The 21543-nt window shown below is 38.5% G+C and carries 21 protein-coding genes; 7 read left to right on the top strand and 14 right to left on the bottom strand.

Annotated elements, in window-relative coordinates:
• Positions 1-101: 101 nt before the first annotated feature.
• The 6 genes from OQX63_RS15270 to OQX63_RS15245 all read right to left on the bottom strand — a co-directional run bounded on the left by OQX63_RS15270 (position 102) and on the right by OQX63_RS15245 (position 7457).
• Positions 102-1001: a nucleotidyltransferase family protein gene (locus OQX63_RS15270; RefSeq protein WP_265851716.1), complete on the bottom strand. Its 900-nt coding sequence runs from the start codon at positions 999-1001 to the stop codon at positions 102-104.
• 114 nt (positions 1002-1115) lie between these two features.
• Positions 1116-2690 carry a helicase HerA-like domain-containing protein gene (locus OQX63_RS15265; protein ID WP_265851715.1) on the bottom strand — a complete coding sequence of 525 codons (1575 nt, stop codon included), beginning with the start codon at positions 2688-2690 and terminating at the stop codon, positions 1116-1118.
• Between the two features lie 99 nt (positions 2691-2789).
• Positions 2790-3089: a chaperone modulator CbpM gene (locus tag OQX63_RS15260; RefSeq protein ID WP_265851714.1), complete on the bottom strand. Its 300-nt coding sequence runs from the start codon at positions 3087-3089 to the stop codon at positions 2790-2792.
• 5 nt (positions 3090-3094) lie between these two features.
• Positions 3095-3991: a J domain-containing protein gene (locus OQX63_RS15255; protein ID WP_265851713.1), complete on the bottom strand. Its 897-nt coding sequence runs from the start codon at positions 3989-3991 to the stop codon at positions 3095-3097.
• 298 nt (positions 3992-4289) lie between these two features.
• Entirely contained in the window at positions 4290-6707 is a 2418-nt protein-coding gene (locus OQX63_RS15250; protein WP_265851712.1) for an alpha/beta hydrolase family protein, read from the bottom strand.
• Between the two features lie 333 nt (positions 6708-7040).
• A complete protein-coding gene (locus tag OQX63_RS15245) occupies positions 7041-7457 on the bottom strand; it encodes a DUF1801 domain-containing protein (protein ID WP_265851711.1) in 417 nt (138 codons plus the stop codon).
• Between the two features lie 458 nt (positions 7458-7915).
• Between OQX63_RS15245 and OQX63_RS15240 the strand changes: the two genes are divergently transcribed.
• The 4 genes from OQX63_RS15240 to OQX63_RS15225 all read left to right on the top strand — a co-directional run bounded on the left by OQX63_RS15240 (position 7916) and on the right by OQX63_RS15225 (position 10773).
• Complete coding sequence (locus OQX63_RS15240) at positions 7916-8992, top strand: PAS domain-containing sensor histidine kinase (protein ID WP_265851710.1); 1077 nt, start codon at positions 7916-7918, stop codon at positions 8990-8992.
• A gap of 40 nt (positions 8993-9032) precedes the next feature.
• The gene (locus tag OQX63_RS15235; RefSeq protein WP_265851709.1) at positions 9033-9683 is read left to right on the top strand and encodes a response regulator transcription factor; all 651 of its coding nucleotides are present in this window, start codon (positions 9033-9035) and stop codon (positions 9681-9683) included.
• A 124-nt stretch (positions 9684-9807) separates the two neighbouring features.
• Positions 9808-10329 carry an RNA polymerase sigma factor gene (locus tag OQX63_RS15230; RefSeq protein WP_265851708.1) on the top strand — a complete coding sequence of 174 codons (522 nt, stop codon included), beginning with the start codon at positions 9808-9810 and terminating at the stop codon, positions 10327-10329.
• Between the two features lie 72 nt (positions 10330-10401).
• Positions 10402-10773 (top strand): response regulator, encoded by a 372-nt coding sequence (locus tag OQX63_RS15225; RefSeq protein WP_265851707.1) that lies wholly within the window; start codon positions 10402-10404, stop codon positions 10771-10773.
• 152 nt (positions 10774-10925) lie between these two features.
• On the opposite strand, the gene OQX63_RS15220 is transcribed toward OQX63_RS15225, so the two are convergent.
• Both OQX63_RS15220 and OQX63_RS15215 read right to left on the bottom strand, forming a co-directional pair.
• Positions 10926-11402, bottom strand: coding sequence for a hypothetical protein (locus tag OQX63_RS15220; RefSeq protein ID WP_265851706.1), 477 nt, complete (start codon positions 11400-11402; stop codon positions 10926-10928).
• Between the two features lie 7 nt (positions 11403-11409).
• A complete protein-coding gene (locus tag OQX63_RS15215; protein ID WP_265851705.1) occupies positions 11410-11868 on the bottom strand; it encodes a hypothetical protein in 459 nt (152 codons plus the stop codon).
• A gap of 152 nt (positions 11869-12020) precedes the next feature.
• Between OQX63_RS15215 and xth the strand changes: the two genes are divergently transcribed.
• On the top strand, positions 12021-12797 hold the full coding sequence (xth, locus tag OQX63_RS15210) for an exodeoxyribonuclease III (RefSeq protein WP_265851704.1): 777 nt from the start codon (positions 12021-12023) through the stop codon (positions 12795-12797).
• Here xth and OQX63_RS15205 read toward each other — a convergent pair whose 3' ends face one another.
• The 6 genes from OQX63_RS15205 to OQX63_RS15180 form a co-directional block, all read right to left on the bottom strand.
• A complete protein-coding gene (locus tag OQX63_RS15205; RefSeq protein ID WP_265851703.1) occupies positions 12798-13208 on the bottom strand; it encodes a PAS domain-containing protein in 411 nt (136 codons plus the stop codon).
• 394 nt (positions 13209-13602) lie between these two features.
• The gene (locus OQX63_RS15200) at positions 13603-13875 is read right to left on the bottom strand and encodes a hypothetical protein (protein ID WP_265851702.1); all 273 of its coding nucleotides are present in this window, start codon (positions 13873-13875) and stop codon (positions 13603-13605) included.
• On the bottom strand, positions 13875-14990 hold the full coding sequence (locus OQX63_RS15195; protein ID WP_265851701.1) for a M42 family metallopeptidase: 1116 nt from the start codon (positions 14988-14990) through the stop codon (positions 13875-13877). The genes OQX63_RS15200 and OQX63_RS15195 overlap by 1 nt, the downstream gene beginning before the upstream one ends.
• 104 nt (positions 14991-15094) lie before the next feature.
• Positions 15095-15502 (bottom strand): GNAT family N-acetyltransferase, encoded by a 408-nt coding sequence (locus OQX63_RS15190; RefSeq protein ID WP_265851700.1) that lies wholly within the window; start codon positions 15500-15502, stop codon positions 15095-15097.
• Positions 15502-16629: an MFS transporter gene (locus OQX63_RS15185; RefSeq protein WP_265851699.1), complete on the bottom strand. Its 1128-nt coding sequence runs from the start codon at positions 16627-16629 to the stop codon at positions 15502-15504. Before OQX63_RS15185 ends, OQX63_RS15190 begins: the two co-directional genes overlap by 1 nt.
• Positions 16630-16761: 132 nt before the next feature.
• On the bottom strand, positions 16762-18303 hold the full coding sequence (locus OQX63_RS15180) for an acyl-CoA carboxylase subunit beta (protein ID WP_265851698.1): 1542 nt from the start codon (positions 18301-18303) through the stop codon (positions 16762-16764).
• Positions 18304-19438: 1135 nt separating this feature from the next.
• On the opposite strand from OQX63_RS15180, the gene OQX63_RS15175 reads away from it, so the two are divergent.
• Together OQX63_RS15175 and OQX63_RS15170 are read left to right on the top strand one after the other, a co-directional pair.
• Positions 19439-19783, top strand: a complete 345-nt coding sequence (locus tag OQX63_RS15175; protein WP_265851697.1) for a hypothetical protein — start codon at positions 19439-19441, stop codon at positions 19781-19783.
• Positions 19784-19933: 150 nt separating this feature from the next.
• On the top strand, positions 19934-21541 hold the full coding sequence (locus tag OQX63_RS15170; RefSeq protein ID WP_265851696.1) for a SulP family inorganic anion transporter: 1608 nt from the start codon (positions 19934-19936) through the stop codon (positions 21539-21541).
• Positions 21542-21543: the final 2 nt, after the last annotated feature.

Genomic DNA, 21543 nt, shown 5'->3' with positions numbered 1-21543 from the left:
AGCTTGTTGCTATGCTAGTTTATTAAAATGCCTCAGGCTTTTAAAACCTGAGGCATTTACTTTAATTATATACTTATGCTTCTAGAACTTCTGAATCTAAATTAATTCCAAAGTTTTTCTGGATATGTTCCATTTTTAACCAATTGGTCAATACTATCCTGAACATAAGGTTTATCTTCTTTATAAGTTACGCCAAACCATTTATTTGAAGTAGGTATTACTTTAAAAGTTGCGGTATTGTTTTTTACCAGGTTTTCACCAATTAATGGGATAAAAAACTCGGCTTTAGGCTTGTCTTTATTTGCTTCTGCAAATTCTCTGAATAATTCCTCGGTAATTTTGAAAACAGCAGGTGTGAAGCCCCAGAAATTCATAGAAACCGGAGTTTCAAAGCTTAAAGGGAATTCTTCACCATTTTCTTCATAAAAAATCTTATCATCTTTCGGGTAAACCTTGGTACGCTCTATAATTTCTTCGAGATTACCAGCTGCATCTACCTTACAAACACCGCGAGAAACTGCACCAAATTCTGATAAAGTTTTACCAATCTGATAGCCAATAATCGAGTAGTTGCTATCCGTTACTTCTGTGGTTAAGAAATCGACCATTTTTTTAAAGGCATCGAAGCCATAATAGTCGTCAGCGTTAATTACACAGAAAGGCTCTTTAATTACACTTCTTCCTGATAGAATTGCGTGCGCAGTACCCCAAGGCTTTTCTCTGTAAATTTCTTCTTCTATGCCAAATTGTTTTAAATCGAAATTTTGGAAAACATAATCTGTTTCTATTCTTCCGGCAAGTTTAGGTTCAAAAATAGCTTTAAAGTTATCTACAAACTCTTCTTTAATGATGAATACAACTTTGCCAAAACCGGCATTTATTGCATCATATATTGAATAATCTATAATGGTTTCGCCATTAGGACCAAATCCATCAATCTGTTTCATGCTTCCATAGCGGCTGGCCATACCAGCTGCCAGTATTAATAGGGTGGGTTTCATTTAGTGTTATTATTTTATTATGGTTGAAACATTGATAGATAATTGATACACCATCTCAGTTTCAACTTGCGAAATTAGTTATTTGCGCGCTTTATTATGTTAATTAATAAGTTTTTAAAATCCAAAAAGTCCGCCACCGGTTTTTGAACGTGTTTTTTTACCGGTAAGCATGCCAAATATACCGCGTACAATTTCTTTACCAATTTGTCGGGTTATGGTTGCACCCATCACCTGTTCTACCAGACTCTTTTCTCCTGGTTTGGGTTTGCTGTCTTTTTCGGCTTGTTTCTGAGCATCAGCTTCATGTTTCTCTTGTTCTGCTGCTGCAGTCTGTTCGTTAATGCGTTTGGTTAAAATGTCGTAGGCACTTTCAGGATCGATAGGATCTTTATATTTAGCGTACATCGGGCTATCTTGAACAAGCTGATCGAAATCGGCAGCTGTAAGTGGTCCCATTACTGCCCTTGGCGGGGTAAGCATGGTTGCGGATACTTCAGTAGGAATACCTTTTTCATTTAATACGGTAACCAATGCCTGTCCGGTACCCAATGAGGTTAATATTTTATCGATCTCATAAAATTCCGATTTCGGATAAGTGTTAACTGTTTTTTTTAGGGCATCTACATCATTAGGAGTAAAAGCCCGAAGCGCATGTTGCACGCGGTTACCTAATTGGCCTAACACACTTTCCGGTACATCTGTAGGTGCCTGGGTACAAAAGAAAACACCAATGCCTTTAGAGCGGATTAACCTGATAATGGTTTCTATCTGTTCTAAAAATGCTTTAGATGAGTTTTTGAATAATAAATGGGCTTCATCAAAAAAGAATACCAGCTTTGGTTTGTCTAAATCGCCAACCTCGGGCATGGTATTAAATAACTCGGCCAATAAGCTTAATAAAAAAGTAGAGTATAATACAGGCTGATTCTGCACATCAGAAATATTCAATAAACTGATTATTCCTTTGCCATCAACTCTTTCGAAAAGATCTTCAGTATCAAATGATTTTTCACCAAACATACCACCTAAGCCCTGTTGTTCTATTGCCACTATTTTCCTCAGCATGGTGCCTGATGTTGCAGTAGAAATACTGCCATAACTGCTCTTAATTTCTGCTGCACCAGCACCTTCTGAAAGATATGATACCAGTTTTTTTAAATCATTTAAATCAATTATCGGTAATTTGTTATCATCTGCGTATTTGAAGATAACTGCTAAAACCCCTGCCTGTGTATCGTTTAAATCTAAGATTTTTGATAAAAGTGTGGGCCCAAACTCCAGTACGGTTGCACGCATCTGTGCGCCCATTTTGCCTGAAAGAGAGTAAATTTCAACAGGGAAACCTGTAGGCGAAAAAGATTTGTTGAGCTGTTGTGCTCTTTCTTCTATTTTTGGATTAACGGAACCTGGTTGGTTTAAGCCTGATAAATCTCCCTTAACATCCAACATAAAAACAGGAACGCCAGCATCAGACAGTTGCTCTGCCAATAGCTGTAGGGTACGCGTTTTACCTGTTCCGGTTGCTCCGGCAATCAGGCCATGTCTATTCATCATTTTTAACGATAAATTAACTTCTGCCTCGCTATAAGTCTGTCCATCTAAAATTCCGGCGCCTAAATAAATGTACGAGCCCGAAGGAGCATAAGATGATTTTATTTTTTCGATGAATTTTGAAGAAAGATCGCTCATTTTTTAAAATTAGATTGCCAATTTAAGAAACATATCTTATAATGGTTATGTTTTTTTGTTAGCATTTAATCCAAAATATTTGGTAAGGGTTGTTTGGTATTACTGGTTAAGTTGCTTATAATAATTTAGCTCGTTCTGCAATATTGTTATTTCCTGTTGCATATTTTGCAATTGATTAAGCAAGTGTGAAACAGCATGAATGCCTTCTAAGTTAATCTGCAGGTCGTTTGCCAAACGCAGATACTGTTCTAATTTAGATAATTCATCAATAGGCAAAAATACAGATTGCTTTTTTACAGTCGTCTGGATCAGCCCAAAATCTTCGAGAGAATGGATAAAGTTGATCTCTACATGATGATAAGCACAGATATCTTCTACAGGTATTAGATAAGTTTCCATAATGGTTAGAATTTGGAAAGTTTTTCGAATAATTCTTTTTGTTCAGCATTTAAATTGGTAGGTATTTTAACCTGCCATTTAATATACAGATCGCCGAACTGGTTATCTTTTTTGTAAACCGGAAATCCTTTGCCTTTCAATCTTAAGGTGGTATCAGGCTGCGTACCTTCTGGTACTTTAAGCTTGACTTTGCCATTTAAGGTTTCAACGATTTTTTCACCACCTAAAATGGCAGTATACAAATCTACTTCCTCCTGAATGTAAATATCGTTTCCTTTACGTTTGAATTTGGGATCGTCGCTAATATTAAATTTGATATACAGATCACCTGGAGGACCATTATTAACACCTGGTGCACCATAACCCGGAAGTTTGATCTTCTGTCCGTTTTCTACTCCTGCCGGAATGGTAATGCGTACTTGTTTGCCATTAACGGTTAAGGTTTGTTTGTGCGTTGTGTAAGCATCAAGCAGGTTCAATTGTAAATCGGCACTGTAATCCTGGCCTTTAAATGGCGAATTTCTGCTGCTTCTACCACCGCCGCCACCAAACATAGAAGAAAAGAAATCAGAAAAATCTTCGCCGCCAAAACCACCAGAATAGCTATTGCCTCCATAACCCTGGCTTTGCGATTGGTATTGCCTTTGTTGCTGTTGCTGGGCATCCAGCTGATCGGCATGCTGCCAATCTTTGCCATATTTGTCGTATTTTTTTCTTTTTTCGGGATCGCTTAAAACTTCGTTAGCCTCATTAATTTGCTGAAACTTTTTGTTGGCCTCTTCATTATTTGGATTGAGGTCCGGATGGTGTTTTCGGGCTAATTTTCTATAAGCTTTTTTAATATCCTCTGTTGTTGCATCTTTCTTTAAATCGAGGATTTTATAATAGTCTATGTAGTCCATAATGGCTTAACAAATTAATAAAGGGAATGTTCAATTTTATTGTATAAATGTAAGGTTTTAGTGTGGGAATGTGCAAAAGCAAGAAGAAAGGGCATGGAGCGTAGCGTAAGAAAATTAGCGCTTAAATCATGGAATGTGCTGTCAGCTGTTACCAGCTGACAGATGGCTACTGAAATATTGGATTTCAGAATATGATCAGTGTCAGAGAAATATCCGACACCACATCAAACAAGTTAGAAGCATGATAAACAAAAAATGCACATATAGGGGCATTTTGATTGAAATAGGTAGAGAGATATTATTTTTTGTTTTTGACATATTTTTCTAACCACTGGTCTTGCTCCCAAAGCATGTGCAGTAAGTTTTCTTTGCCACGGTAACTATGGGCTTCGTAGGGTAAAAATACAAAACGGGTTGTACCTCCTGCACCTTTAATGGCATTGAACAAACGTTCGCTGTTAATGGGGAAAGTACCTGGATTATCGTCAGAATCGCCATGGATTAATAACAATGGTGTTTTAATTTTATCAGCATAGCTAAATGGGCTCATTTCATAATATAACTGAGGGGCCTGCCAATAGGTACGTTCTTCATTCTGGAAACCAAAGGGCGTAAGTGTACGGTTGTATGCTCCACTACGGGCAATACCTGCGGCAAAAAGATTGGTATGTGCCAGTAAGTTTGCAGTCATAAATGCACCATAACTGTGGCCGCCAACAGCCATACGTTTTTTATCACCAACGCCTAAATCAGCAAGCTTATTAATAGCTGCTTCAGCATTTAACTGTAATTGATCTACAAAGGTATCATTTGGCTTTTTACCATCTTTGGCCACAATTGGCATTTCGGCATTATCTAAAACTGCATATCCGCGGGTTACCCAAAAAATAGGAGAGGCCCAGCTAATGGTCGTGAATTTATCTTTAGATCCACGAATTTGTGCAGCATCTGCTGAAGAATTAAACTCGCGTGGGTAAGCCCAAATTAAAGTTGGCAGCGGACCGTCTTTATCTTTGTTATATCCCTTTGGCAAGTACAAATCGCCGGTTAAATCAACTCCATCAGCACGTTTATAAGAAATTTTTTGTTTGGTAATGCCTTCTAAAGATGGGTAAGGGTTAGTGAAATTTGTAATACGCTGGTCGGCAATACGAAGCACCAGGTTTTTAATAAAATAATTAGGTACTAATTTTTGACTTTCTTTACGGGTAAGTAAAATCAGTTTATCAGGATTAATTACATCACTTACATATTCAAATGTTCCTTCGGCGCTGCGCCAGATAATCTCATTCTTTTTAGTACTTAAATCAAATTTAGCCAGGAACGGCAAATCTCCTTTTTCTGACGAGCCTACCATATTGTTCATTAACAGTTTGGTGCCATTATCAACCGTTTTAATAACCTGTCTGCCATATTTATTTTTGACCGTAACGGGCGTACCGGGGTTACCATAGGCATCGGTTTGGTTTCGGCTGTAGAGTTCTTCTACTGCGCCTGTTGTAGGGTTATAACGACTTACTTTACTGGTTTGCTTGCTGCGAAGGCCTTCCGTAATAAGGGCGAGGTTAGCGTCGCCCCATTGTACACTACGGTAACGGGTCTGTGTTTTAAATAGTTCTTTCTCTTTTCCGGTAAAAGGTGCGCTTAACGCATAAATGGCATCGTGATAGGGAATATTTTTTTTAATTAAACCACTATCCAATGGCTTACTCCAAACCAGTGTAGCCGGTTCATCATCCCTCCAGTCGAAACCGCGCGGAACATCTTGTACATTATCATAACCAGATGGCGTGCCCTCTGCTGATGGTAACTCGGCGATAACTTTGATGGTTTTTCCAGACAAATCGTTAACACTTAATGTGTACGGAAAGCCATAGACCGAAACGAGGTATGAAAAAGGTTTACGGATGGTTTCAACCATCATGTAATTTTTATCGGGCGATAAATTGGTTAAGCCATAAATAGCCGGTTTACCAATGGGCGTTTCTACTCCACCCGTGTTTTTAACCAATTGCGAAGTGGCAAAAAATTCGAATAACTGTTCGTCAAACGGTGATTTAATCAAATCCTGAAAAGTGGCGCTAGGAGCAGCTTTCCCCAAATTTTGTTGAATGGTTGGCCCTTTAGGCATTAATGGTTTTTTGGGGGCAGCACTGGCAGGTTTAGTTACCGTACGGTAGATAATGGTATGATCATTTAACCAGGTAAGACCACTGCCTAAAACAACGTTTAAAAAAGCCTTATTGGTTTTAGTAGCTTTTTTGGTAGCCAGATCAATGATGTAAAGATCTACTCCTTTTTGCGTGGTATGGGTAAAGGCAATCTTGTTTTCCGATGGATTCCAGCTAATGTTCCCGGCATATAATGGGCTTGGCAAGCCGGTTATCTGAAAATTTTGGTTGGACTTGATGTTTTTTAAACTGAAATTGTTTATATAGGTTTGCCTGCTTGGCGAGTAATTATTCGGGTTTAATCTTAAACCCGCAATTCTGTACTCGGGCATAGCCAATTCCTCTACCGAAGGGTAAGAGTTACGCTCGCTAAATAAGATCCATTCGGCTTTGCCATCTATGCTTACACCAGGAGTTGGCTTAGCCAGTAATAAATCGGCAATTTCTTTTGGGGGAGTTTGATAGCTTACTGCATCTTGCGCTGCCGAATGAAGCGAAATGCAAGAGCTTGCTATCCATAAATAAAGGCTTAGTTTTTTAATCATTTCCAGTTTTTTATTCGAAATAAGGAATGATCAAATATTGAAAAATTTAACTTATCGTAGCGTAACTTCTTATTTACATCAGTAGATGGCTTTTCTTTTTTTACCACAAAGGGTAAGAAGAGAAAGGCAGGGAGGGCACAGCGTTGAATATTTATTTTTTTGCTGCAATAACTTGGGATTATTATCCCTTACATTCTTTTAATTCTGTGTTCATCTGTGCATCCGTGGCAATTAATAATCGTAAAAAATAAATGCGGGTTTTGGCGCGACGCTTAGGCTAATAAGTATTTGATTTTAGCTTTATCAGTCATCCATTTTACATCTTCCATCATTTTAAGGATACAAACTGTTAATTTTCGCAACAGAATTGGTAATCATTTCTTTTAATACCTCCACATCAATATCGCTTAATTTTTTTATGTACACACAAGCTTTACCGGTTTTGTGTTTGCCGAATTTAGCTAGCAGTTCTTCACGATTGTTAAAATCTGATGATAAATATAAGACGATGGCATCTTTCCGTGGTGAAAAGCCAACCAAAGGTGCGTTGCCTGTCCTGCCGCTTTCATATTTGTAATGGTAACTACCAAAACCAACAATGGCTGTTCCCCACATTTTCGCTGTAAAGCCTGTGATTTCACCTATAATACCCAACAGATTAAAACAATCAGATCTTTTATTTTCGTCAGGAACGGTATTTAAAAAGTCGTGAACGCTTAAACCGTTTTCTGTAGTTTTGTTCTGTGCCATGTTTTTATGATGAATAATGAAGTATAGAGCTATTAATAAATTATCTATTAAGGCAATTTAATTACGTTGAAGAAACAAGTTCAATAAATATAAGAAGTTTTTAATCTGCTGGAGGTATTAACAAAATAGCCACCCTTTACGGTGGCTATCGGTAAGAAGAATTGTGTACTCTTTATGGTGTGCCTGCCCTCCGCGGATCTCCCGCTCACAGGACTTTTTTATCTTTCTTTTATGCTTAACAATTTAGGCAATAGTTGGTTTTATTCCGAAAAATAATTTTACACAATGTGTGAAGAATGTTAATATCTCTAAAGATAATTAACCGTTATCTATGATGGTCATGTGTTAAAATAGTAGTAGGTCATATTTTGTATGAAACATTTTTACTCCTCTACTGTTTGAGATGTGACTGCTGATTCATTATTGTCATTTATTAGCAAATTATCAAACATTTAATCATGGTCGAATTGAATAAAGAGCTTTTTTGTAATATAGGCGACCGTTCTGTTGATGGTTATTTTATTTTCAACTATACAGCGCAAAATTTTTCATATTTAAACAAATCGTTAAGTAACATCTGGGAGCTAGACGCTGATGAGGTTTTGAATCATCCAAAGTTACTTTTAGCGCGGGTACATCCTGAAGATGTAACACATGTGATGTCATGCTATAAAGAATGCCTGGAGGGAAATACCGAAAACAAATATGAATTCCGCTTACTGTTTCCAGGTAAAGAAAAGTATGTTCGGGTAATTGTATTTTCTGTTATTGATGGAGCTGTTAAGTATTTACTTGGTACAGTAGAAGATACGACAGTTGCGCGGCATAATAAAATCCACATCGAACAGATAAATGCCAGAAAAAATATAACCTTAGAAGTATTGGCGCACGATTTAAAAGAACCACTTGGCATGATGAAATTAATTGCTTCATCTATGAAAGAGGGGATAGCGCAAACAGGCGATGAGCGGATGATCAATTCGCTGGCCTTTATTCAGGACATGTGTGAGCGTAACCTGCTTTTGGTACGTAGCATGGTTAATAAGGAATTTTTAAAATCATCGGTGGTAGAAATCCGTAAGGAGCGGACTGATCTGGTTTGGGAACTTAAGGATGTTGTTCGTTTTTATAAACGATCCAAGCTGGGCAAAATGAAGCACATTAAATTTACAAGCTCCGCCGAACAGATTTATCTGCGCCTTGATAGCATGAAGTTTCTGCAAGTGATCAATAACCTAATGTCCAACTCCATAAAATTTACTGCCGATTATGGGCATATTACTTTACATGCAGAAGAATATGAAAACACTGTTTTAATTACCGTAGCTGATGATGGGATCGGTATTCCGGAAGAGTTGCAAGCAGGGCTTTTTAGCCATTTGCCCGAAACTTTAAGGCCAGGTCTTAAGGGCGAAGAATCAGGAGGATTTGGCATGGGCATCATCAAGGCTATTGTTGATTTACATCAGGGTAAAATATGGTTTGAGAGCAAAATCGGTGTTGGAACCACCTTCTATATCGAACTGCCTAAGTAGCCGTTTTTAATTTTAAAAGGGCTTAAGTTATATTTGAATTATGATTAACATTATTCTTGCGGATGATCACCATATTATCCGGGCCTCACTTAAAGCACTCATAGAAAAACACGAAGGCATCAATGTTGTTGCAGAAGTACCAGACGGTTTAGCGGTCTTGGAGCTTCTGGAAAAAGGAATAAAAGCTGATATTATTTTATCAGATCTTGTAATGCCGAGGCTTGATGGGATAGCTTTGGCCAATACGATTAAAGAACGTGGACACCATACAAAGGTTGTTGTTTTGTCTATTTTAGAAGATGAAAAGTACGCGTCAAATGCTTTTATATCAGGAGCTTTTGCTTACCTCTCAAAAGATATTGAAGAAGATGAACTGCTGTTTTGCATCAAGCATGTAATGAAGGGAAAACGGTATCTTTCTTCTAATTTATGCATCTCTATTTTGGAGCGTTTTAATACGCAGCTGAATATACTTTCGCGAAAAATGAATACCGAAATTAACTTTACAGAGCGCGAAATTAATGTTTTAAGACTCATTGCCGATGGCTTGACAAATCAGGAAATAGCTGATAAATTGTATTTAAGCAGGCGAACGGTAGAGAGCCAAAGAGAGGCTTTGATCAGTAAAACCGGCACTAAAAACTCGGCTTCTTTAGTGCGTTTTGCCATGCGGAATGGTTATGTAGACTAGTGTTTTTGATCGTTTTCAGACCCTTTTTTAAGTGTTTTAAATAAACCGTAAAAAATCGGGTATTTCTACAAATAACATAAGGAGTTGCTGTTTGTTAAATATTTACATCAGCCAAAAACGAATTATGGAAACATTAAATTTTAATTGCGACATCTACCAATACAGGCAACCGCTTTTCGACAGGGCATTAGCATACACACATGATGAAGACGATGCTGCTGATTTAGTTCAGGATACCTTTATGAAAGCTTTTAGGTTTTCGGGCAAATTTGAAATGGGCAGCAATGTGCGGGCATGGCTTTTCACCATCCTGAAAAATACCTTTCTTAATCATTATTATAAGGTAAAACGTAAAAACGAAGTGATCCAGCAGGAAGAAGATTTAACTTCCGTTCAACTGGTTCCAAGCGCATCTTTAAATGGTGGTGCCGCCAAGTTTATAATGGAGGATATACAAAAATCGCTGAATGCCTTACCGGAGGATTGTAGGTTCTGTTTTTGCCGTTACTTTGAAGGTTATAAATATCACGAAATTGCTGCAGAGCTTGATATTCCTTTGGGTACAGTAAAAACCAAAATACACGTGGCGAGAGGCTTGCTGAAAAAGATGCTTAAAAACTATAAATCGGGTTTAGCTGCCCAGTAATATCATTTATTCGGTAAATTCAGGTATAAATACATTGTATCAAATAATTCACTTCAACTAGATTTGTTGCATATGAGCAACGCGCTAGTTAAGAAAATTCTTGTAGTTGATGATGACGAAAACATTCATGATATTATAAAGTTAATTTTTGAGGAAGAACATTATCATATAAAAGGTGTTTTAGATGGGGATGATTTGAGATTAGAGGAGACAATCGATTATTTTCAACCAGATCTAATTTTGTTGGATATATTTATTGGTAAACACGACGGCCGGGATATTTGCAATAAATTAAAGCATAATCCTAAAACAGCATCTTTGCCTGTAATATTGCTTTCAGCTTTGAATATGGATAATTTGAGCTGTTCTCCTGATGATACCATTGAAAAGCCTTTTGATATTACGGACCTCCAACAGAAGGTTAAGGCATTGTTGGATAAATAAACGTTTAAATCTAAAAAAAGGGATAGACTAGCAGCCTATCCCCATATCTAAACTCAAACATGCGCTCAAACATGAATGAATCTTAACAGCTAAACATTTCTGTTTAGTGTTGGTTTTAAAAAGATAGGTTTATCTTTCCTATTTCGCATATTTTACCTGATCTTTTGTTTTAATTCTATTTTTAATTCTTGAAGTTGTTCCTTCACCTGTCTGTTCTCCAGGTAAAAATAAATGGCAAAGGCTAAAAATATCTTACCTAATACAAAAACAGCAATAAATGCCCATTTCCAGGCTTTATTCACACGCATTTGATTAGATTCTGATTCTACCTCTATATATTTTCCACGTTTGTTTTCTTGATGGGTTTTATTATAACTGTATTCGGCTTCAACAGTGGTTTGAATAGCTTGGTTCTGGCGTTGTATTTCATTAATCTCAAGCTCAATTTTGGCCAATGCATCAACGGGTGGTTCAATACCCATACTTTGGGCCAGTACCTCCATGTCATATTCGAGCTGTTCCAAAGCATCTTTAAATGCCGGATATTCCTTTTTTAGCGATAAGACTTTCTGTACCTCCTCTTCGGTGGCAATTCCCATCACATAGGTTTCCATTAGACCGCTCTCCATAATTTTATTAATTTCCACTTGCCCTCCTCATTTTATCGATTGATAATCTTAACTGATTGCGGATTTCGCTTTCATTACATCCAATTGTTGCCGCCAGGTACTGAATTGTCTTTCCATGATAATATACTGCACAGAAAATTCTTTTTTGCAGATCATCTAACAAATCTAGCCTACCATTATCTACGGATTGATTAAGATTTAACTGATGATCTTTTGCCGTATACAAAGTTAATTTACTTTGTGCATATTGGCGCAATTCGAGCCAGATATTTAACCTGCTTTTTTCTGGCAAAATAGCTACATCCTTAATATAGGAAGTAAGAATAACGACCAGATGATCTTCTGATTTTTGTTGATCTTGCACAATACCATTGATATAGCCAAGCAGCATGGGTGCATACTGGTCATAGAACCAACGGATGTCTTTCGGTTCGGCAGAAAGATTGTTTGAGACTGCTTTGAACATGATTATTTGAAACGGTTACGCTAAATGACATGCAAGATAATGCCAAATTTTCAAATTATCTTTAAGTATTTCATAAAATGTTGCCAATAATGGCTTTAAGATCAAAATAGAAGAATCTTCTGTTTTTGAGTTTTTATGCTGAAATTTATAGGATGAAAATAGCTACTTATAATGTAAACGGTGTAAATGGCCGCTTGCCTGTACTGTTACGTTGGCTGGAAGAAACCCAGCCAGATGTGGTGTGCCTGCAGGAACTAAAGGCCCCTCAGGAAAAATTTCCAGAACAGGCGATTAAAGATGCTGGTTACAATGCCATCTGGCACGGGCAGAAAAGCTGGAACGGAGTGGCCATACTTACCAGAAATTTAGAGATAACAGAGTTGAAACGTGGTTTAGATGGAGATCCTGAAGATTTACAAAGCAGGTACATAGAGGCCATTGTAAATGGTGTAGTTATTGGATGTTTATACCTGCCAAATGGTAATCCGGCACCAGGCCCCAAGTTTGATTATAAATTGCAATGGTTCGAGCGTTTTGCTAAACATACTGCAACTTTGCTGGCGAGGAATATACCCGTGGTTTTAGCAGGCGATTATAATGTAATTCCGACAGAAATGGATGCTTATAAACCTGAAAGATGGGTTGAAGATGCGTTGTTCCGCCCTGAAACCCGATTGGCATTTCAAAACTTACTGGCACAGGGCTGGACAGATGCGATCAGGAAATTATATCCAACAGAAACAATTTATACCTTTTGGGATTACTTTCGTAATGCTTATGGCAGAAACGCCGGATTAAGAATTGATCATTTTTTATTGAGTCCGCAGGTGAGCGATCGCTTAAAATCAGCAGGAGTGGATAGCAATGTTAGGGGATGGGAAAAAACAAGCGATCACGGACCCGTTTGGATTGAACTGAATGATCTGTAATCATGATGAAGGTTGTTTGAAATCGGTAACATCTAAAGTTGTTCCTATCAATTTTAACGATTCGCCTTCCGGTTGGGACAGTATCCCATCGGCTTTGATCCATCTGATTTTCCCATCCGGACGGCGGATTCGGTACAACACATCATAACTGCTTTTTTCTTTGGTTACGGTAAGCTCTATTTCATCCTGAACATGATCAAGGTCCTCAGGAAGAATTAAGCCTAAAACCGTCTCATAGCTTAAAACGCCGTCTGGCGGATAACCAAAATTCTCTTTAAACGATCGGGTTGAACGAAGTATGCCTGTTGCTATACTCAACTCCCAAAAACCGAGGCCAAGTTGGTCGAATACTACATCCCAATGATCATCGCAAATAACAGATAGATCAACATTTTTTTTGTCTGTGTTCATGAATATAAGGATAACTATGTAGGTAAATTACACAAACAATGTGAAGATATGCTGAGTATTAATAAAAATTAATCTACAGATTAGGAAGTTGATCAAAGATTATAACTGCGAAGAAGCTACAAACAATTGAAAACATGATATCGGTATAGTAAATTCGATAGCTATCATATGGGTATAATGATAGCATTAGGAGCAAAAAGGGTAACTGGAGACTAGATGGATTCTATGGATAGGTAGCGTGAGAATAATGACTGTACTAACAGGTATTGTCTAAAGTAGCCTGCCAGATGACTGCAATAACAATGGCAATTCATCTGGCAGGTTCAGTAAACGTTAGGCTTAAAATAGCCAACCTCAGCGATTTTTTATGATAAAATTTCTTTGGTGTTATTTGCTAAGCTTCGAGCTGATCAGTGTTTTTTGACCTTTCGATCAGTTCTTTTTGATTGGTTAAATCTTTATAATAAAAATAACCACCAAATCCTAAAATGAGGATGATGTTGCTTACTTTAAAACTATGATTGAGCCAATAATCCAATGGCGGCACATTGCCGCTAAAACTCTGTTTGATGCTTGGCCAGGCGTTAAGAATAAAGATCACAACAACCATGAGCAAAACTTTTAACAAGGTGCTGATGATGATTTTTTGGTGATTAACTTTTTCCATTATTTAAACGTCCTGAAATCCTGACCATTACTAATGTTCAATAAACTTTCGTAAATCAGGCTGATTACATTGTCAACATCTTCTTTGTGCACCATTTCTACCGTAGTATGCATGTAGCGCAGCGGCAACGAAATTAATGCCGATGGTACGCCACCGTTAGAATAGGCAAAAGCATCAGTATCGGTTCCGGTAGAACGTGAGGATGCCTGACGTTGGAATGGAATCTGGTTTTTCTCAGCCGTTTGGATTAATAGTTTATTTAAGTTGGTTTGTACAGCCGGGGCATATGAAACAACCGGGCCTTTACCTGCTGATAAATCGCCTTGGATGTTTTTATTGATCATTGGCGTAGTGGTATCGTGTGTTACATCGGTAATAATGGCCACATTTGGTTTAATGCGCTGGGCAATCATCTCAGCTCCACGCAAACCGATTTCTTCCTGTACAGAGTTTACAATGTATAAACCGAAAGGAAGTTTTTTCTTGTTCTCTTTTAATAAACGGGCTACTTCGGCAATCATAAAACCACCCACACGGTTATCTAAAGCACGGCCAACATAGTAGCGGTCGTTTAAAACCATAAACTCATCTTCGTAGGTAATTACACAGCCTACGTGGATACCTAATTTTTCTACTTCTTCTTTTGAGGTGCAGCCACAATCCAAAAAGATGTTTTTTAACTCCGGAGCTTGTTCTTTCTCGCCATGGCGGGTATGGATAGCCGGCCAACCGAATACTGCTTTAACCAGACCCTTCTCGGTATGGATGTTTACGCGTTTAGAAGGTGCAATCTGATGATCAGAACCACCATTGCGGATCACATAAATTAAACCATCATTGGTGATGTAGTTTACATACCATGAAATTTCATCTGCATGGGCTTCTATCACTACTTTAAAATCAGCTTTAGGGTTAATCACACCTACAGCGGTACCGTAATTATCGATAAAATGTTCGTCGATGTAGGGTTTTAAATAATTTAACCACAACTTTTGTCCTTCCCATTCATAGCCGGTAGGAGCAGGATTATTGATGTATTCTTCAAGAAACTGCAGCGATTTTTTGGTAACCACAGCAACATGTTTTTTCTTTTCGTCGTCTTTTTTCTTAGCCATAATGTTCGTTCTATATATTCGTCATCCTGAACTTGATTCAGGATCTATTAATAAGATGCTGAAATAAATCCGATAGCAATCGGATCAGCATGACGGTTGGTAATTTAAAGTTCTTTTTCCATTACCACAAAATCGTAACCATCTTTAAAAAAGGTTTTATCTGTTTCGTGGAAGCCAAATTTAAAATAAAATTCCTTAGCATTTACACGTGCATTGCACCATAGTTTTGTCGCTTTTTGAATTTTACAAAAATCGAGGATATAGTCCATTAATTGTGAACCCAAACCTGCTTTCTGAGCAATAGGTAGAATGGCCAGTTTACGGAACTGATACATATCTCCATCATAAAATAGAGAAACCACTCCTGTTAACTTATGATCAAGGTATAACCCAAAATGGATGCCGTCAAAGTCATCTGGAAGCTTAACCCTGTCAAAAGGTAATTCTGGGTACATCGCCTCTTGTCTGATCCGCCAGGTTAACGAAGGGAATATTTGTTCAATCTGAACCATTATTTTTTTGTTCCGTAAAACTGATAAATTAAAATATTAAGGACAATTATACCTGTCATTCCATAACAGAATAAAGCCCACCCACCTTGGTCCCAAAGCCATAAACCTAGTGCCGAGCCACAGCTGGCACCAATAAAACTAACCGACATAAAAATGGTGTTCAGTCGGTTTCTGGCTTCTGGTATGAGGGTGTAAATGCGGGTTTGGTTGGTTACATGTATAGCCTGCTGACCGATGTCAATCAGTACAATGCCGATTACAAAAAGGTATAAATGGTTGTTTGTAAAATAAAACAAAGCGATACTGATGAGTTGTAAAATAAAACCGATCATTAAGTTTTTTCGCGGATTGTTGCCGTCGCTTAATTTTCCAACTAGTGGCGCAGCTAATGCGCCTGCAGCTCCGGCAATTCCAAATAGTCCAATCTGTAAAGTCTGGAAATTAAACGGTGGGTTAGCAAGGAATAGCACCATGGTTGTCCAGAATGCGCTGATGATAGCAAAAGCAAGGAAATTAATAATCGAAGTTTCCCTTAAGGCAGGTTGGGTTTTGATGTAACCGAACATAGAACGCATGAGTTCTTTGTACGAGCCTTTAAAATTAGGGTAACTTTGTGGAAAGCGACTCGCCATTAAAAAAATAAGCAAGCCACAAATTCCTGCAGCCATATAATACACCGCTCGCCAGCCCAGCCAAAAGCCTATGCTGCCACTTACTGCACGTGAGGCTAAAATCCCAACCAGCAAACCGCTCATAATTATCCCAATGTTGGCCCCACGATTCTCATCGGTACTTAAATTGGCTGCTAAGGGCAATATTAATTGAGGTACAATAGAGCAGGCACCAATTAAGATTGAGGCCACTTCCAATATAAAAAAGCTTTGCGAAACCGCAGCAACCAGTAAGGCCAAAATGGCAAGTCCGGTAATAACAAGGATCTGTTTTTTACGTTCAAACATATCGCCCAGTGGCACTAAGAGGAAAAGGCCTAAAGCGTAACCGATCTGCGTAAGGTAGGTAATCTTCCCTGCAACAGGTTCGGTAAGCTTAAAATCTTTTGCAATCAAGATGACCAAAGGCTGGCAATAATATATATTCGCAACAATCAGGCCTGTGCAAAAAGCCATGAGTAAGATGTCTGTTCGGGATAGTTTTTGAGTAATCTGCATTTGAGTCTTGAGTCGGAAGTCCACAGTCATGAGTCTTAAGAGGCGAGTTGATGACTACCTGACTATGGACTAATGACTAAGGACTATTTTCTACAAAGGTATATTTCCGTGTTTCTTTCTCGGATTATTCACCACTTTATTTTCCAACATTTTAAAAGCTTTGATCAACTTCATACGGGTTTGGGCCGGCTCAATTACTTCATCAACAAAGCCACGTTCAGCAGCGCGATAAGGATTGGCAAAGATATCTGAATATAATTTTTCTTTCTCCAACCATTTTTCTTCTGGGTGTTCTGCTGCGGTAATTTCTCGTTTAAAAATAATTTCTGCGGCACCTTTGGCGCCCATTACGGCAATTTCTGCACTTGGCCAGGCGTAGTTCATATCTGCACCAATATGTTTGCTGTTCATTACATCGTAAGCACCGCCATAAGCTTTTCTGGTAATTACGGTAATACGTGGTACAGTAGCCTCACTAAAAGCATACAACAACTTGGCCCCATTGGTGATAATACCATTCCATTCCTGGTCTGTACCTGGTAGAAAACCTGGAACATCTTCAAATACCAGCAGTGGAATGTTAAAGCAATCGCAAAAGCGGACAAAACGTGCAGCCTTAGCCGAAGAATTGCTATCTAAAACGCCTGCCAGGTAAGCGGGCTGATTGGCTACGATGCCAATGCTTCTGCCTGCAAGACGGGCAAAACCCACCACAATATTTTCTGCGTAGGCGGCATGGACTTCTAAAAAACTTTCAGTATCAGCCACGCTTGCAATCACTTCACGTATATCATAAGGTTGTGAAGCATTTTCTGGCATAAGTGTGTTGAGTTCTGGTCGGGTTTCATCAGCTGCTTCGTAAGGTAATTGACCGGCTATGTCCTCACAATTTTGCGGCATATAGCTCAACAGTTTTTTAACATGGTTAATGGCCTCAATTTCATTAGCACAGGCAAAATGTGTAACGCCCGATTTTGTGGCATGTGTGCTGGCACCTCCCAGTTCTTCAGAAGTTACTTCTTCGTGTGTTACTGTTTTCACCACATTTGGGCCGGTTACAAACATGTAAGAAGTGTTTTCCACCATCAGAATAAAATCGGTGATGGCTGGCGAATAAACGGCTCCGCCTGCACAGGGACCCATTATGGCCGATAACTGCGGGATTACGCCCGACGCCTGTACATTTTTATAAAAGATATCGGCATAACCGCCCAAAGAAACAACACCTTCCTGGATACGTGCACCACCGCTATCGTTTAAACCGATCAATGGAGCCCCATTTTTCATGGCCATATCCATAAGCTTGCAAATTTTTTCTGCATGGGTTTCAGAAAGTGAACCGCCAAACACGGTAAAATCCTGCGAGAATACATAGGTTAACCTACCGTTAATTGTTCCATATCCTGTTACCACGCCATCACCCAGATATTTTTCGCGTTCCATGCCAAAGTCGGTGCTTCGATGGGTAACCATCATGCCAATTTCTTCAAAGCTTCCTTCATCCATCAGAAAATGAATGCGCTCGCGGGCAGTGAGTTTACCTTTTTTATGCTGATTATCGATTCGATCCTGTCCGCCGCTAAGGTTTGCCTGGGTTATTTTATCTTTAAGTAATGCTATTTTTTTTTCCATTGCTGAGGCTATGAGATTTTAAAATTAAAAATTAGAAGCGGTAATGCAAGGGGGGCGGGGTGTTATTTTATTCCAGCACAACATGCGATTTTTTGTAGGGCAGATAGCCGGGCTAACCTACCTATTAAATACTCCCTTTAATTTCCTAAAAATAAAAACATTAATAATTGGGAAATGGTTGGTTCAGCGCTTTTGGCATTTTCAATCCCGCTTTTGGTCCGAGTTCCGATGAAGGATCGGAAGCTCTTCCCGACAATCGGGTTTATTTTACCCAGGCTGGTGCTTGGAAAACAAACCTCTGTTAGTTAAACCTGGCAGGAGCGGTATCCTTTTTGGCTTCGATTGATTTTGAATTTACAGCTAATTTTGCCAAAAAGATTTAGCGGATGGCGGGGCTACAGTACCTTTGAAATGCTGCCTTTCATTTCCAAAAAAGAAAAACATTAATAATTGGGAAATCGTTGGTTCAGCGCTTTTGGCATTTTCAGTCCCGCTTTCCCTCCAGCCAATTTGAAGGAAATTGGCGTCCGTTCAATCAGGTTTATTTAACTCGGGTTGGTGCCAGGAAAAAAACCTCTGTTAGTTAAACCTGACAGGAGGGGTATTCTTTTTGGCTTCTATTGATTTTGAATTTACAGCTAATTTTGTCAAAAAGATTTAGCAGATGGCAGGGCTACAGTACCTATGAAATGCTGCCCTTTCATTTCCAAAAAAAGAAAAACATTAGTAATTGGGAAATCGTTGGTTCAGCGCTTTTGGTATTTTCAGTCCCGCTTTCCCTCCAGCCAATTTGAAGGAAATTGGCGTCCGTTCAACCAGGTTTATTTAACTCGGGTCGGTGCTTGGATAACAAACCTCTGTTAGTTAAACCTGACAGGAGCGGTATCCTTTTTGGCTTCGATTGATTTTTAATTTACAGCTAATTTTGCCAAAAAGATTTAGCGGATGGCGGGGCTGAACCGACCGATAATAATAGAACCCACTGTTTTCCACAATTGATAAAGAACCTTGTTTTTGCCTTAAGGATACCTGCATTTTACTTAAATTACATTTTTTTTACAGCTTAAAGTATTGAAAAACCAATAATCCGTTTATTTTTGTGGTGATTAGAATTAAAACAGCATTAGAATTTTAAATGTTTTTAAGGAAATACAAGTATTTAATCGTTGCCACTTTTATGGTCATCTTCATGGCGAAGATGGGTATTTCCGGGGCACCTGTGTTTTTTACAAGTATTGACAAGGAAATTATGAATGCAGTAATCATGCAAATCGAGTTAGAGCATGAAGGCGGAAAAGATTCCGCCAAAGACACTGCAAAATTTACTGATTTCAAACTCATCGAGCTTAATCATCCTATCCTTTCTTATGAGTTCTCTTCCAGCCATTTCTTTTTGAAGAGCAGTTTTATAGAACATTTTAAAAGATATGTAGATCCATATCATCCTACGGTTCCAACACCTCCGCCTAACTTTATCTAGTATTTATTATTTGGGGTAAAAATTACCTGCTTAATGTTATTGAGCGTTATTGCTATGTTTAAATTAATGCAAAACGCTGATACCTTGTGTGTGTTTTGTTAAAACCCCTACGATTTTATTCGTTAAAATTTACTAGATAATTATATCGTTATGCAAAAGTTTAACCCGGCCTTTTCAGGTTCGGATGTGAAAAAATATTTTCTTAAAAAGAATCTAAGGAAAGATTTACCTTCAAGTATTGTAGTGTTCTTAGTGGCCTTACCACTGTGTTTGGGTATTGCCCTGGCTTCTGGAGCGCCATTATTTTCAGGTTTAATCACCGGGATTATAGGGGGAATTGTGGTAGCCTCTTTTAGTGGCTCGCAATTAAGTGTTAGTGGCCCGGCAGCAGGTTTAACCGTTATTGTTTTAGGTGCAATAACCTCATTGGGGAGTTATCCTACATTTTTACTTGCTGTTGTATTGGCAGGGGTATTCCAGATGATCTTAGGACTGGTTAAAGCCGGAACGATTGGTAATTACTTTCCTTCGAGTGTAATTGAAGGGATGCTTGCCGCTATCGGACTGATTTTAATCTTAAAACAATTGCCGCATGCGTTGGGCGTTGATACTGATTTTACCGGCGATGAGGGTTTCTTCCAACAGGATCATGAAAATACTTTTTCTGCAATTACTGCAGCGATAAGCCATTTTAGCCTGGCTGCGGTGGTTATCAGTTTGTTATCAATAGCTATTCTGGTTTTATGGCCTAAGTTTCCAAAGTTGGCGGTTGTACCTGCTCCATTGTTGGTGGTTACATTAGGCGTTCTTGGAACCCTGGTTTTTGCCGGAACAAATTATCCCCTACGTGCCGATCAAATGGTGAAAATACCGGTAGTAAATGGCTTTGGCGAATTTTTGGGACTATTTACGATGCCCGATTTTTCCCAGCTGGCCAATAAAAATGTGTACATCGTAGCCATAACCATTGGTGTGGTAGCAAGTTTAGAAACTTTGCTCAGTATCGAAGCTGTGGATAAAATCGATCCGATTAAGCGCATAACACCAACAAACAGGGAGCTGATTGCGCAAGGAATAGGCAATATTACCAGCGGTATGGTTGGTGGTTTACCTATGACATCGGTAATTGTGCGGAGTTCGGCAAATGTAAACGCCGGTGGCAGAACTAAAATGTCGGCTATTTTTCATGGCATTTGGTTGTTATTGTCGCTATTGTTTATTCCAGGACTTATCAACATGATTCCGTTATCTTGTTTGGCTGCAATTCTTTTGGTAACCGGATATAAACTAACCCGGATCAGTCTTTTTAAACATATGTACCACAAAGGCTGGGATCAGTTTGTACCATTTGTGGTAACCGTATTGGCGGTATTGTTTACCGATCTGTTAAAAGGTGTGGCCGTTGGTATGTTGGTTTCGGTTTTTTATCTATTGCGAACCAATATGCGTAACCCTTTCTTTTACCGGATTACGAACGAAGGCGACAAAAAGAATATCAGGATTAAACTAGCAGAAGAAGTTTCTTTTTTAAATAAAGCAGCGATACAGGTAGTTTTAACGAATATCCCAAAAGAAACAAATGTAATTATTGATGGCTCGAATGCCCGCTACATCGACCCTGATGTATTGGAAACCATTTACAATTATAAACATAATGCTTATACTAAAGGCATTATCGTAACCCTGGAGAACATCCAAAAACATTATACAGTACCAAAATTAAATATTAAAGTAGAAGAAGAAATTAATAAATTATAATT

The sequence above is a fragment of the Pedobacter sp. PF22-3 genome (assembly GCF_026239555.1).
Taxonomy (GTDB): Bacteria; Bacteroidota; Bacteroidia; order Sphingobacteriales; family Sphingobacteriaceae; genus Pedobacter.
Note: the sequence above shows the minus strand (reverse complement) of the source record. Positions and strands in the feature narration are given on the sequence as shown.

What these genes read in the sequence shown, in the direction of transcription:
- OQX63_RS15270 (WP_265851716.1), bottom strand. Translation starts at nt 1,001, where the DNA reads ATGAAACCCACCCTATTAATACTGGCAGCTGGTATGGCCAGCCGCTAT.
- OQX63_RS15265 (WP_265851715.1), bottom strand. Translation starts at nt 2,690, where the DNA reads ATGAGCGATCTTTCTTCAAAATTCATCGAAAAAATAAAATCATCTTAT.
- OQX63_RS15260 (WP_265851714.1), bottom strand. Translation starts at nt 3,089, where the DNA reads ATGGAAACTTATCTAATACCTGTAGAAGATATCTGTGCTTATCATCAT.
- OQX63_RS15255 (WP_265851713.1), bottom strand. Translation starts at nt 3,991, where the DNA reads ATGGACTACATAGACTATTATAAAATCCTCGATTTAAAGAAAGATGCA.
- OQX63_RS15250 (WP_265851712.1), bottom strand. Translation starts at nt 6,707, where the DNA reads ATGATTAAAAAACTAAGCCTTTATTTATGGATAGCAAGCTCTTGCATT.
- OQX63_RS15245 (WP_265851711.1), bottom strand. Translation starts at nt 7,457, where the DNA reads ATGGCACAGAACAAAACTACAGAAAACGGTTTAAGCGTTCACGACTTT.
- OQX63_RS15240 (WP_265851710.1), top strand. Translation starts at nt 7,916, where the DNA reads ATGGTCGAATTGAATAAAGAGCTTTTTTGTAATATAGGCGACCGTTCT.
- OQX63_RS15235 (WP_265851709.1), top strand. Translation starts at nt 9,033, where the DNA reads ATGATTAACATTATTCTTGCGGATGATCACCATATTATCCGGGCCTCA.
- OQX63_RS15230 (WP_265851708.1), top strand. Translation starts at nt 9,808, where the DNA reads ATGGAAACATTAAATTTTAATTGCGACATCTACCAATACAGGCAACCG.
- OQX63_RS15225 (WP_265851707.1), top strand. Translation starts at nt 10,402, where the DNA reads ATGAGCAACGCGCTAGTTAAGAAAATTCTTGTAGTTGATGATGACGAA.
- OQX63_RS15220 (WP_265851706.1), bottom strand. Translation starts at nt 11,402, where the DNA reads ATGGAGAGCGGTCTAATGGAAACCTATGTGATGGGAATTGCCACCGAA.
- OQX63_RS15215 (WP_265851705.1), bottom strand. Translation starts at nt 11,868, where the DNA reads ATGTTCAAAGCAGTCTCAAACAATCTTTCTGCCGAACCGAAAGACATC.
- xth (WP_265851704.1), top strand. Translation starts at nt 12,021, where the DNA reads ATGAAAATAGCTACTTATAATGTAAACGGTGTAAATGGCCGCTTGCCT.
- OQX63_RS15205 (WP_265851703.1), bottom strand. Translation starts at nt 13,208, where the DNA reads ATGAACACAGACAAAAAAAATGTTGATCTATCTGTTATTTGCGATGAT.
- OQX63_RS15200 (WP_265851702.1), bottom strand. Translation starts at nt 13,875, where the DNA reads ATGGAAAAAGTTAATCACCAAAAAATCATCATCAGCACCTTGTTAAAA.
- OQX63_RS15195 (WP_265851701.1), bottom strand. Translation starts at nt 14,990, where the DNA reads ATGGCTAAGAAAAAAGACGACGAAAAGAAAAAACATGTTGCTGTGGTT.
- OQX63_RS15190 (WP_265851700.1), bottom strand. Translation starts at nt 15,502, where the DNA reads ATGGTTCAGATTGAACAAATATTCCCTTCGTTAACCTGGCGGATCAGA.
- OQX63_RS15185 (WP_265851699.1), bottom strand. Translation starts at nt 16,629, where the DNA reads ATGGCTTTTTGCACAGGCCTGATTGTTGCGAATATATATTATTGCCAG.
- OQX63_RS15180 (WP_265851698.1), bottom strand. Translation starts at nt 18,303, where the DNA reads ATGGAAAAAAAAATAGCATTACTTAAAGATAAAATAACCCAGGCAAAC.
- OQX63_RS15175 (WP_265851697.1), top strand. Translation starts at nt 19,439, where the DNA reads ATGTTTTTAAGGAAATACAAGTATTTAATCGTTGCCACTTTTATGGTC.
- OQX63_RS15170 (WP_265851696.1), top strand. Translation starts at nt 19,934, where the DNA reads ATGCAAAAGTTTAACCCGGCCTTTTCAGGTTCGGATGTGAAAAAATAT.